Genomic DNA, 12977 nt, shown 5'->3' with positions numbered 1-12977 from the left:
GTCGTCTATCTAAGACTTTACTAAACCCTGTATCACTTCTATCACCATCGATAGCTGCTCCGCAAAATCACTAAAGCGATGATCGCCGCCTATCTGCATGGTTACCCTAGCGCCTTGCCCTTCATAAAAGGCCTGAGACAACTCAGAGTTTAATAGCTCATCACCTTGTTTGAGCAGCACAGCAACTTTACTAGGATAAGTGACTTGAGAGATTTGATGATCTGCAAACCACTGTAAATCTGACGGCGTAATACGCCAGCCGCCAGCCGTCGTATGCAGGACTTTATTATCCGATGACTCATCACTATTGTCTTGATTTGATACTGAGTTATCAGAAAAGCGCTGTAGGGTAATATGAGGCTGCGTGCTGGGGTTTAACAATAGTGCAGGGCAACCTATTTGATTGCTGATTAACGTAGAAAAATACCCACCCAATGAGCTACCGACCAATACCGTGTTGGACGATTCCGTCTGCTCATCTTTGCTATTATTTAACCCTTCTATCAATGACAACAGCTGCTCACGCACTTGCGCAGGCGATTTATTCAAATCAGGACGCAGTACCGTGATATCAGGATAATGATGCTGACAATATTTTTCTAACAGCATCCCTTTGGTCGAGTTGGCATCGCTGTCCAATCCATGGATATAAATCAGGTTCACGTATCATCTCACTTATTAATTTTGTTATGATTGTCTTATATAGGCCAGTGACGCTAAGCATAGCACCCGATGCGCAAAAATAATAACAATAAGACGGCACACTATTAGTCGGTATTTGCGACATAATAATATGGTCATAATCGTTTTGTGCCAGTCAAAGGAATGACGGTAATAGCAATGGAGTCGCCATGAATCAACAGTTTGAGCTGTTCGAGATTGACAACCCTTGTATCGGTGTCTGTCAAAGTAATAAAAAAGGCTATTGCTTTGGTTGCCTGCGCAGTCGAGCCGAGCGCCAACGATGGCATCATATGACGACAGAGCAGCAACGCGAAGTGCTAAGGCTTATCGCAGGACGTAAACTTCGTATCGAACTCATGCGGCTACGTAAAAACGAGCAGCTAGGATTTGATTTTGAAGAAGACGTTGAGATGGGTGAGTTGTTTTGAGAGATGAAAGTTATGACTACTACTTTAATCCTTATGTGACGACTGGAACTATTTTCAAGTTGCAGTATTAGGCAATAGTATTGGAACTTCAAATTGAATTCTGCTCACCGAACTATTTTGTGAACTAGTTGAATTTACTGAAGTTACAGAAATAGAACCTATAGACTCTCCATTATTTGCTGAACTTAGTTTCTCAGTCACTGTAACAGCAATGTCGAACCCAATTTTTTGTAATGGCATGCCAGTTTTTCGACAAACCATCTGGGCTTCAGTATTACTATTAAACCTTGCTGTAATAGGGTTTATATGAGCATTTTGAGTATTCCCATATTCCTGTGCCTCAACTACGCCTTTAATAATCTGCTTTAATGTTTCTGCAACGAAATCATCTAATTTCATAATTTATCCAACAAAGAAAGGAGGAAAGAACTAATTGTAGCAACACTGCCTGCATTAGGTAGTCCATTTAAAAGCGTTTGCACAACTGTTTTACTTGGCTTACCACCTTCAAACTGAGCTTCAACTACATCAATAACTTCATAGGATGCCTGTTGCTCTTCTTTAGAAAGACTTAACTTATCAATTTCATCGCGCAAAGCAGATATATACTCTTGAACCTCTAGATTTGAATTCACAACATTTACAGAGTTATCTATTGAGTTCTGGTTGAAACGATTGTTTACTCCAGAAACGTTATAAGTGATATGCTGAACAGCAGTTTTAGCTTCAGGAAGACCAAGTTTAATCACATCCATCTGGTAACCAGCAGGAATACTATGCAACTTCTCATGAAAGCCTGGATCAATAACCTTGTATGTTTCTTCTGCTCCATTACTCATTGAACGCTGAATTAAATCGCCTGTCTCTATAAGAATATCAGAGCGTTGAATAAAAATTTTATTCTTCTGCACACTCGAACTGATATTTGAAATTACTTCCCCATCTTTTTTTAACAAATTTACAGTGTCAGTCATTAGATCATTAAATGGCATCTTTATGAGTCCTTTCAAGTAAGAATATATACACTTTTTGAGAAAAATATATTTAATCTTCAATGCAATAACAAATAAATTTAAAGGTTATATCGGTTAAAGAGTATATACCTATGAATTATTCTTCTCTGATTTTTTATCTAATAGTTTTCTCATACTTGCAGTGAATGACTTTGCTGCTTGCTTACTAGCTGCAACTTGATTGACCAAGAAGACTAATATTTCCCTACAATTCTCTGCTAAATCTAAGCAATCTTCATCTGATTCTGCATGTAAACCTTGGCTTAAAGTTGAATGTAATGCAGCCAAAGGATTCATTCCATCAGGACGCAATATCGCTGGTAAAAGGTCTTTTACAATCTCTATTTTGTCAGCAGTCACAATTGTTGTTTTCGTTTTCTCAAGCGCAATCTGGTATACATCAAGTTCTTCGCCAGATAAAAGGTCAGCTATTTCTTCGAGCAACTCATCGATTACTTCTTCGACTATCCGTCGATAATAACCAAAGGCTCCAATGCCGTAGCCTTGAGACTCACAAATTAGCCCTTTCTTATAGTAACCAGCATGATTGCCAAGAAGACGTTCAATATTGATATCTCCAGACACTTCCCACGCAGGAAACTGTCCTATTTTCATGTACCATGAATTTTGTCTATTTCCGCCTGCCTTAACATAGAATAGACGTTCAAATTTTTGGCAATGAGTACAAAGATATACAAGCCTAACACTAACATTTTCAGAAGGATAATTCATGTATTGAAAATTCTCCCAATATTCATTGTTCATGACGAAAGTCTGGTTTGACTTACATTCTGGACAAGACATATTAATACTCACAATAGGCCATTTGTCTAAAGTATCCGGGAGTGTTTTTATTTGGAATTTTCGATAAAGCGAATAGTTTTCTAAGAAAATTTTATTAGGCATATTACCTCTCAATTCATCTATAGTGTTAATCCAAAATTAATCAAAACCTAATTTTATGATATTAGCACTAATAAAAAGTATAAGTTCACAAAATAAGCTAATAGAATAAAAAAACCTCGAACAGATGACTATCTAAGGAAGGTTAGAATAGATAAATAATGACAGTCTATTATCAGGAAGGTAAACCACACTACGTTGTTTCACTTCTGAGTTCGATAAAGGATCAACTACTTCCTATCGTAATGTTGTTATCAATCGAGCATGAACATTATTACCCTACTCAGTCTTTTTTTATAAAGGACTGTTCACTAAACTATAGAGAGTACGTGCGCCATTAATATAGTTGCCCATATGCATGTTCTCATTAACAGCATGATGATTATCGGCATTGACTAAAGGTACGATAACAAATAGCACTTGAAGAGCGTATACAATATCTGTCGTTGGTACAGTGCCAACTACCATACGAATACGGACTTGTGCAGGCGTTGCGCCAAAGTCTTCAGTCATCGACTTGTATACCCATTTGCCGACAGGTGCATCCATCGGTGTCGCCGTAGCGATACCGTACAGGTCATTTGAGTTTTGGGAAATAACACACAAAGAAAATCCCCCGGCTAGATAACTAGTCGGGGGATATTTCAGAATAGAGAGCTGACGATGACCTACTCTCACATGGGCGAACCACACTACCATTGGCGCAACGATGTTTCACTTCTGAGTTCGGGAAGGGATCAGGTGGGGCCATCGCGCTATTGTCGTCAGCAAAGGGGGTTAGATATGAGTCTGTTTATTGTTTTACTTATTTGACTAAGTATCACTTAACCTAACTGAATCAAGGTTAACGGTGATATCGAAATGTTCTTTCTTTATTCTATAAGCTTACGCTTATACAAGATAGATTAATTAGACTTGATACAAACCACTTGGGTGTTGTATGGTCAAGCCAAACGAGCAATTAGTACAGGTTAGCTACACACATCGCTGTGCTTCCACACCCTGCCTATCAACGTCCTAGTCTTGAACGGCTCTTTAGGGAAATCTAATCTTGAGGTGGGCTTCCCGCTTAGATGCTTTCAGCGGTTATCCCATCCGAACGTAGCTACCGGGCAATGCCACTGGCGTGACAACCCGAACACCAGAGGTTCGTCCACTCTGGTCCTCTCGTACTAGGAGCAGATCCTCTCAAATTTCCAACGCCCACGGTAGATAGGGACCGAACTGTCTCACGACGTTCTAAACCCAGCTCGCGTACCTCTTTAAATGGCGAACAGCCATACCCTTAGGACCTGCTTCAGCCCTAGGATGAGATGAGCCGACATCGAGGTGCCAAACACCGCCGTCGATATGAACTCTTGGGCGGTATCAGCCTGTTATCCCCAGAGTACCTTTTATCCGTTGAGCGATGGCCCTTCCATACAGAACCACCGGATCACTAAGACCTACTTTCGTACCTGCTCGACTTGTGGGTCTCGCAGTTAAGCGCGCTTTTGCCTTTATACTCTACGACCGATTTCCGACCGGTCTGAGCGCACCTTCGTACTCCTCCGTTACTCTTTAGGAGGAGACCGCCCCAGTCAAACTACCCACCATACATTGTCCTCGGTATTGTTATACCTGAGTTAGAACCCCAACATGACCAGGGTGGTATTTCAAGATTGGCTCCACCAAGACTAGCGTCTCGGCTTCAAAGCCTCCCACCTATCCTGCACAAGTCAGGTCAAAGTTCAATGTAAAGCTGTAGTAAAGGTTCACGGGGTCTTTCCGTCTAGCCGCGGGTACACAGCATCTTCACTGCGATTTCGATTTCACTGAGTCTCTGCTGGAGACAGCGCTGCCATCATTATGTCATTCGTGCAGGTCGGAACTTACCCGACAAGGAATTTCGCTACCTTAGGACCGTTATAGTTACGGCCGCCGTTTACTGGGGCTTCGATCAAGAGCTTCGCTTACGCTAACCCCATCAATTAACCTTCCAGCACCGGGCAGACATCACACCCTATACGTCCACTTTCGTGTTTGCAGAGTGCTGTGTTTTTAATAAACAGTTGCAGCAGCCTGGTATCTGCGACTGCCAACAGCTCAAGGAGCAAGTCCTATCACCATCAACAGCGTACCTTCTCCCGAAGTTACGGTACCATTTTGCCTAGTTCCTTCAGCAGAGTTCTCTCAAGCGCCTTGGTATTCTCTACCTGATCACCTGTGTCGGTTTAGGGTACGATTCGTTTATAACTATTGCTTAGAAGCTTTTCCTGGAAGCATGGTATTTGCCACTTCGCTGTACAAGTACAGCTTGCTATCAGATCTCGGTATAAAATAGCCCGGATTTACCTAAGCTATAAACCTACATCCTTTCACCTGGACAACCAACGCCAGGCTGACATAACCTTCTCCGTCCCTCCATCGCATTATAAACAAGTATCGGAATATTAACCGATTTCCCATCGACTACGCCTTTCGGCCTCGCCTTAGGGGTCGACTCACCCAGCCCCGATTAACGTTGGACTGGAACCCTTGATCTTCCGGCGTGCGAGCTTTTCACTCGCATTATCGTTACTCACGTCAGCATTCGCTCTTGTGATACCTCCAGCATGCTTTACAACACACCTTCACAGGCTTACACAACGCTCCCCTACCACTTGAAAACAAATTCAAATCCGCAGCTTCGGCTCCTAGTTTGAGCCCCGTTACATCTTCCGCGCGGGCCGACTCGACTAGTGAGCTATTACGCTTTCTTTAAAGGATGGCTGCTTCTAAGCCAACCTCCTAGCTGTCTATGCCTTCCCACCTCGTTTCCCACTTAACTAGGAATTTGGGGCCTTAGCTGGCGGTCTGGGTTGTTTCCCTCTCCACGATGGACGTTAGCACCCACCGTGTGTCTCCCGGATATCACTCATCGGTATTCGGAGTTTGCATCGGTTTGGTAAGTCGGTATGACCCCCTAGCCGAAACAGTGCTCTACCCCCAATGGTGTTCGTCCGAGGCGCTACCTAAATAGCTTTCGGGGAGAACCAGCTATCACCGAGTTTGATTAGCCTTTCACCCCTATCCACAAGTCATCCCCTGGCTTTTCAACGACAGTGGGTTCGGTCCTCCGGTGCCTGTTACGGCACTTTCAACCTGCTCATGGATAGATCACTCGGTTTCGGGTCTATACCCTGCAACTATTCGCCCTATTAAGACTCGGTTTCCCTACGGCTCCCCTAAACGGTTAACCTTGCTACAGAATATAAGTCGCTGACCCATTATACAAAAGGTACGCGGTCACCCAACAAGTGGGCTCCCACTGCTTGTACGCACACGGTTTCAGGTTCTATTTCACTCCCCTCACAGGGGTTCTTTTCGCCTTTCCCTCACGGTACTGGTTCACTATCGGTCAGTCAGGAGTATTTAGCCTTGGAGGATGGTCCCCCCATCTTCAAACAGGATTTCTCGTGCCCCGCTCTACTTAATATGTTAATGCTAATGTTTCGAATACAGGACTATCACCTACTACGGTCAGCTTTCCCACGCTGTTCTTCTACATTAGTACTAATCGGCTTCTCCCCGTTCGCTCGCCGCTACTAGGGGAATCTCAATTGATGTCTATTCCTAAGGGTACTGAGATGTTTCACTTCCCCTCGTTCGCTTCCTAATAAATTAGGATACCTACCTTATGGTAGGTGGGTTTCCCCATTCAGAAATCTCCGGATCACAGGATATTGCCGCCTCCCCGAAGCTTATCGCAGGCTGTCACGTCTTTCATCGCCTCTGACTGCCAAGGCATCCACCATGTGCGCTTCATTACTTGACCATACAACCCCAAGTAGTCTTTCGACTTCTAAGTGTCATACAATCTAATTATGATAACGATATCACCTATGTTTATACGCTTGATTCAGTTCTCTTTACTTTTTTTAATAACTCACCCCTGGGATAACAACTGATGTCGTTAAGAGGTGAGTTATTAAGGTTAGGAAGTGCGCGTGAACACGCGCTTCCTAACCCAGACTCATATCTATGTTTTTAAATAGTTCCTGTATCCTCGTCGAATAACAGGTTCTGTATAAAACAGAAAGAAGTAATCAATCACAATCACTTGTTTCTATTTATACTCTTAGCACTTAAAGCTTACTGACCGTCTTAGTAGTGGTGGAGCCAAACGGAGTCGAACCGTTGACCTCCTGCGTGCAAGGCAGGCGCTCTACCAACTGAGCTATGGCCCCATTATAAAATGGTGGGTCTAAGTGGACTCGAACCACTGACCCCCGCGTTATCAACACGGTGCTCTAACCAGCTGAGCTACAGACCCTAATACGTTTGTTAAAAACGTAAGCTTAAACTAAAGAACAACTTGTTGTGAATTCTTGCTGACCGAATGCGTCTATAAGGAGGTGATCCAGCCGCAGGTTCCCCTACGGCTACCTTGTTACGACTTCACCCCAGTCATCAACCACACCGTGGTGAACGCTCCCCCTAAGGTTAAGCTATCCACTTCTGGTGCAATCAACTCCCATGGTGTGACGGGCGGTGTGTACAAGGCCCGGGAACGTATTCACCGCGGCATTCTGATCCGCGATTACTAGCGATTCCTACTTCATGGAGTCGAGTTGCAGACTCCAATCTGGACTACGATAGGCTTTTTGAGATTCGCATCACATCGCTGTGTAGCTGCCCTCTGTACCTACCATTGTAGCACGTGTGTAGCCCTGGTCGTAAGGGCCATGATGACTTGACGTCGTCCCCGCCTTCCTCCAGTTTGTCACTGGCAGTATCCTTAGAGTTCCCGGCTTAACCCGCTGGTAACTAAGGACAAGGGTTGCGCTCGTTGCGGGACTTAACCCAACATCTCACGACACGAGCTGACGACAGCCATGCAGCACCTGTATTCTAATTCCCGAAGGCACTCCCGCATCTCTGCAGGATTCTAGATATGTCAAGACCAGGTAAGGTTCTTCGCGTTGCATCGAATTAAACCACATGCTCCACCGCTTGTGCGGGCCCCCGTCAATTCATTTGAGTTTTAACCTTGCGGCCGTACTCCCCAGGCGGTCTACTTATTGCGTTAGCTGCGTCACTAAGTCCTCAAGGGACCCAACGACTAGTAGACATCGTTTACGGCGTGGACTACCAGGGTATCTAATCCTGTTTGCTACCCACGCTTTCGAGCCTCAGTGTCAGTATGATGCCAGGAAGCTGCCTTCGCCATCGGTATTCCTTCAGATCTCTACGCATTTCACCGCTACACCTGAAATTCTACTTCCCTCTCACCTACTCTAGCCTAACAGTTTCAGATGCAGTTCCCAGGTTAAGCCCGGGGATTTCACATCTGACTTATCAAGCCACCTACGCTCGCTTTACGCCCAGTAATTCCGATTAACGCTTGCACCCTCTGTATTACCGCGGCTGCTGGCACAGAGTTAGCCGGTGCTTATTCTGCAGCTAATGTCATCGTCTCCGGGTATTAACCGAAGAGTCTTCTTCACTGCTTAAAGTGCTTTACAACCAAAAGGCCTTCTTCACACACGCGGCATGGCTGGATCAGGGTTTCCCCCATTGTCCAATATTCCCCACTGCTGCCTCCCGTAGGAGTCCGGGCCGTGTCTCAGTCCCGGTGTGGCTGATCATCCTCTCAGACCAGCTACAGATCGTCGCCATGGTAGGCCTTTACCCCACCATCTAGCTAATCCGACTTAGGCTCATCTAATAGCGAGAGCAACAAGTTGCCCCCTTTCTCCCGTAGGACGTATGCGGTATTAATACGAGTTTCCCCGTGCTATCCCCCACTACTAGGTAGATTCCTAAGTATTACTCACCCGTCCGCCGCTCGTCATCTTCTAGCAAGCTAGAAATGTTACCGCTCGACTTGCATGTGTTAAGCCTGCCGCCAGCGTTCAATCTGAGCCATGATCAAACTCTTCAGTTTAATCTTGCTATGAAGCTCTTTAAAGAAGCTTCTAAACTTGGCTCATCTAATCTGGCAAAATCGCTAAAAATTATGTTCGTAATGAATTAACTTTGAGTTTTTCTGCTGTCTTAAATGATAATTTTTATAGTTAGTGTTCTACCGAAAAGATAGTCGACCAACTTTATTTTTTAGCATTCTGAATCAGCAAAAATCCACACAAGTTGTTCTTTAGTTATGCTTTTAAATAGTCTCAATCACTGTCGTCCAGTCATCGATATATAGGGTAAATCTTTTGCTTTCCAGCTTTTCCGTCTCCGGTTAAGCTATCTAGCGAGCCGACTATCTTATCATATAGATTAGGTTTGTCAAGCTTTATTTTAATTTGTTTCAACAGGTTAACTGGGTTAGTAATATGTAATTCACATATCCGTTGCCGCTAGTCCGTCTGATGAGGGCGTATTATAGACTCTTTATTTATTTAGTCAAGAGGTATTTTCTATTTAGTTTGAAATAACTTAATTACTTAAGATTCCTTACCACTTCCCTTTTGACTGGGTGGCATTATACGCACATCTAATGAGAACGCAAGAAGTATTGTGACTATTTTACCAATAGATCTTTATATATAAAACTTGAGTCTAGCTTCTCTTAAATTTTAGACAAAGAAAAGCCCCTTGATACGTTAGTATCAAGGGGCTAGTCAGAATAGAGAGCTGACGATGACCTACTCTCACATGGGCGAACCACACTACCATTGGCGCAACGATGTTTCACTTCTGAGTTCGGGAAGGGATCAGGTGGGGCCATCGCGCTATTGTCGTCAGCAAAGGGGGTTAGATATGAGTCTGTTGTTGTTTTACTTATTGACTAAGTATCACTTAACCTAACTGAATCAAGGTCAAAGGTGATATCGAAATATTCTTTCTTTATTCTATAGCGTAAGCTATACAAGATAGATTAATTAGACTTGTATACAAACCACTTGGGTGTTGTATGGTCAAGCCAAACGAGCAATTAGTACAGGTTAGCTACACACATCGCTGTGCTTCCACACCCTGCCTATCAACGTCCTAGTCTTGAACGGCTCTTTAGGGAAATCTAATCTTGAGGTGGGCTTCCCGCTTAGATGCTTTCAGCGGTTATCCCATCCGAACGTAGCTACCGGGCAATGCCACTGGCGTGACAACCCGAACACCAGAGGTTCGTCCACTCTGGTCCTCTCGTACTAGGAGCAGATCCTCTCAAATTTCCAACGCCCACGGTAGATAGGGACCGAACTGTCTCACGACGTTCTAAACCCAGCTCGCGTACCTCTTTAAATGGCGAACAGCCATACCCTTAGGACCTGCTTCAGCCCTAGGATGAGATGAGCCGACATCGAGGTGCCAAACACCGCCGTCGATATGAACTCTTGGGCGGTATCAGCCTGTTATCCCCAGAGTACCTTTTATCCGTTGAGCGATGGCCCTTCCATACAGAACCACCGGATCACTAAGACCTACTTTCGTACCTGCTCGACTTGTGGGTCTCGCAGTTAAGCGCGCTTTTGCCTTTATACTCTACGACCGATTTCCGACCGGTCTGAGCGCACCTTCGTACTCCTCCGTTACTCTTTAGGAGGAGACCGCCCCAGTCAAACTACCCACCATACATTGTCCTCGGTATTGTTATACCTGAGTTAGAACCCCAACATGACCAGGGTGGTATTTCAAGATTGGCTCCACCAAGACTAGCGTCTCGGCTTCAAAGCCTCCCACCTATCCTGCACAAGTCAGGTCAAAGTTCAATGTAAAGCTGTAGTAAAGGTTCACGGGGTCTTTCCGTCTAGCCGCGGGTACACAGCATCTTCACTGCGATTTCGATTTCACTGAGTCTCTGCTGGAGACAGCGCTGCCATCATTATGTCATTCGTGCAGGTCGGAACTTACCCGACAAGGAATTTCGCTACCTTAGGACCGTTATAGTTACGGCCGCCGTTTACTGGGGCTTCGATCAAGAGCTTCGCTTACGCTAACCCCATCAATTAACCTTCCAGCACCGGGCAGACATCACACCCTATACGTCCACTTTCGTGTTTGCAGAGTGCTGTGTTTTTAATAAACAGTTGCAGCAGCCTGGTATCTGCGACTGCCAACAGCTCAAGGAGCAAGTCCTATCACCATCAACAGCGTACCTTCTCCCGAAGTTACGGTACCATTTTGCCTAGTTCCTTCAGCAGAGTTCTCTCAAGCGCCTTGGTATTCTCTACCTGATCACCTGTGTCGGTTTAGGGTACGATTCGTTTATAACTATTGCTTAGAAGCTTTTCCTGGAAGCATGGTATTTGCCACTTCGCTGTACAAGTACAGCTTGCTATCAGATCTCGGTATAAAATAGCCCGGATTTACCTAAGCTATAAACCTACATCCTTTCACCTGGACAACCAACGCCAGGCTGACATAACCTTCTCCGTCCCTCCATCGCATTATAAACAAGTATCGGAATATTAACCGATTTCCCATCGACTACGCCTTTCGGCCTCGCCTTAGGGGTCGACTCACCCAGCCCCGATTAACGTTGGACTGGAACCCTTGATCTTCCGGCGTGCGAGCTTTTCACTCGCATTATCGTTACTCACGTCAGCATTCGCTCTTGTGATACCTCCAGCATGCTTTACAACACACCTTCACAGGCTTACACAACGCTCCCCTACCACTTGAAAACAAATTCAAATCCGCAGCTTCGGCTCCTAGTTTGAGCCCCGTTACATCTTCCGCGCGGGCCGACTCGACTAGTGAGCTATTACGCTTTCTTTAAAGGATGGCTGCTTCTAAGCCAACCTCCTAGCTGTCTATGCCTTCCCACCTCGTTTCCCACTTAACTAGGAATTTGGGGCCTTAGCTGGCGGTCTGGGTTGTTTCCCTCTCCACGATGGACGTTAGCACCCACCGTGTGTCTCCCGGATATCACTCATCGGTATTCGGAGTTTGCATCGGTTTGGTAAGTCGGTATGACCCCCTAGCCGAAACAGTGCTCTACCCCCAATGGTGTTCGTCCGAGGCGCTACCTAAATAGCTTTCGGGGAGAACCAGCTATCACCGAGTTTGATTAGCCTTTCACCCCTATCCACAAGTCATCCCCTGGCTTTTCAACGACAGTGGGTTCGGTCCTCCGGTGCCTGTTACGGCACTTTCAACCTGCTCATGGATAGATCACTCGGTTTCGGGTCTATACCCTGCAACTATTCGCCCTATTAAGACTCGGTTTCCCTACGGCTCCCCTAAACGGTTAACCTTGCTACAGAATATAAGTCGCTGACCCATTATACAAAAGGTACGCGGTCACCCAACAAGTGGGCTCCCACTGCTTGTACGCACACGGTTTCAGGTTCTATTTCACTCCCCTCACAGGGGTTCTTTTCGCCTTTCCCTCACGGTACTGGTTCACTATCGGTCAGTCAGGAGTATTTAGCCTTGGAGGATGGTCCCCCCATCTTCAAACAGGATTTCTCGTGCCCCGCTCTACTTAATATGTTAATGCTAATGTTTCGAATACAGGACTATCACCTACTACGGTCAGCTTTCCCACGCTGTTCTTCTACATTAGTACTAATCGGCTTCTCCCCGTTCGCTCGCCGCTACTAGGGGAATCTCAATTGATGTCTATTCCTAAGGGTACTGAGATGTTTCACTTCCCCTCGTTCGCTTCCTAATAAATTAGGATACCTACCTTATGGTAGGTGGGTTTCCCCATTCAGAAATCTCCGGATCACAGGATATTGCCGCCTCCCCGAAGCTTATCGCAGGCTGTCACGTCTTTCATCGCCTCTGACTGCCAAGGCATCCACCATGTGCGCTTCATTACTTGACCATACAACCCCAAGTAGTCTTTCGACTTCTAAGTGTCATACAATCTAATTATGATAACGATATCACCTATGTTTATACGCTTGATTCAGTTCTCTTTACTTTTTTTAATAACTCACCCCTGGGATAACAACTGATGTCGTTAAGAGGTGAGTTATTAAGGTTAGGAAGTGCGCGTGAACACGCGCTTCCTAACCCAGACTCATATCTATGT

6 protein-coding genes, 2 tRNA genes and 5 rRNA genes are annotated in these 12977 nt (G+C 45.2%); 1 reads left to right on the top strand and 12 read right to left on the bottom strand.

Annotation, left to right across the window (positions count from 1 at the left end; translation table 11 throughout):
- Nucleotides 1-9: 9 nt before the first annotated feature.
- The gene (locus tag ACTXGK_RS15955; protein ID WP_443517396.1) at nt 10-663 is read right to left on the bottom strand and encodes a YqiA/YcfP family alpha/beta fold hydrolase; all 654 of its coding nucleotides are present in this window, start codon (nt 661-663) and stop codon (nt 10-12) included.
- 188 nt (nt 664-851) lie between these two features.
- Between ACTXGK_RS15955 and ACTXGK_RS15950 the strand changes: the two genes are divergently transcribed.
- A complete protein-coding gene (locus ACTXGK_RS15950; protein WP_443517397.1) occupies nt 852-1112 on the top strand; it encodes a DUF1289 domain-containing protein in 261 nt (86 codons plus the stop codon).
- A 54-nt stretch (nt 1113-1166) separates the two neighbouring features.
- On the opposite strand, the gene ACTXGK_RS15945 is transcribed toward ACTXGK_RS15950, so the two are convergent.
- The 11 genes from ACTXGK_RS15945 to ACTXGK_RS15895 all read right to left on the bottom strand — a co-directional run bounded on the left by ACTXGK_RS15945 (nt 1167) and on the right by ACTXGK_RS15895 (nt 12767).
- A complete protein-coding gene (locus ACTXGK_RS15945; RefSeq protein ID WP_443517398.1) occupies nt 1167-1511 on the bottom strand; it encodes a hypothetical protein in 345 nt (114 codons plus the stop codon).
- Nucleotides 1508-2104: a hypothetical protein gene (locus ACTXGK_RS15940; protein WP_443517399.1), complete on the bottom strand. Its 597-nt coding sequence runs from the start codon at nt 2102-2104 to the stop codon at nt 1508-1510. Before ACTXGK_RS15940 ends, ACTXGK_RS15945 begins: the two co-directional genes overlap by 4 nt.
- A gap of 111 nt (nt 2105-2215) precedes the next feature.
- The gene (locus tag ACTXGK_RS15935; RefSeq protein ID WP_443517400.1) at nt 2216-3031 is read right to left on the bottom strand and encodes a hypothetical protein; all 816 of its coding nucleotides are present in this window, start codon (nt 3029-3031) and stop codon (nt 2216-2218) included.
- 291 nt (nt 3032-3322) lie between these two features.
- Nucleotides 3323-3634 carry a hypothetical protein gene (locus tag ACTXGK_RS15930; RefSeq protein WP_443517401.1) on the bottom strand — a complete coding sequence of 104 codons (312 nt, stop codon included), beginning with the start codon at nt 3632-3634 and terminating at the stop codon, nt 3323-3325.
- A 49-nt stretch (nt 3635-3683) separates the two neighbouring features.
- Nucleotides 3684-3797 (bottom strand): 5S ribosomal RNA (gene rrf, locus ACTXGK_RS15925).
- A gap of 171 nt (nt 3798-3968) precedes the next feature.
- Nucleotides 3969-6824 (bottom strand): 23S ribosomal RNA (locus tag ACTXGK_RS15920).
- A gap of 336 nt (nt 6825-7160) precedes the next feature.
- A tRNA-Ala gene (locus ACTXGK_RS15915) sits at nt 7161-7236 on the bottom strand.
- Between the two features lie 9 nt (nt 7237-7245).
- Nucleotides 7246-7322: transfer RNA gene (locus ACTXGK_RS15910), tRNA-Ile, on the bottom strand.
- A gap of 75 nt (nt 7323-7397) precedes the next feature.
- Nucleotides 7398-8936 (bottom strand): 16S ribosomal RNA (locus tag ACTXGK_RS15905).
- A gap of 693 nt (nt 8937-9629) precedes the next feature.
- Nucleotides 9630-9743: ribosomal RNA gene (gene rrf, locus ACTXGK_RS15900) — 5S ribosomal RNA — on the bottom strand.
- Between the two features lie 168 nt (nt 9744-9911).
- Nucleotides 9912-12767 (bottom strand): 23S ribosomal RNA (locus ACTXGK_RS15895).
- The 16S, 23S and 5S rRNA genes sit together here with 2 tRNA genes alongside, the layout of an rRNA operon.
- Between the last annotated feature and the right edge of the window lie 210 nt (nt 12768-12977).

Source organism: Psychrobacter sp. T6-5, from assembly GCF_052258485.2.
Classification (GTDB): domain Bacteria; phylum Pseudomonadota; class Gammaproteobacteria; order Pseudomonadales; family Moraxellaceae; genus Psychrobacter.
This window is presented reverse-complemented; position numbering and strand designations above follow the sequence as displayed.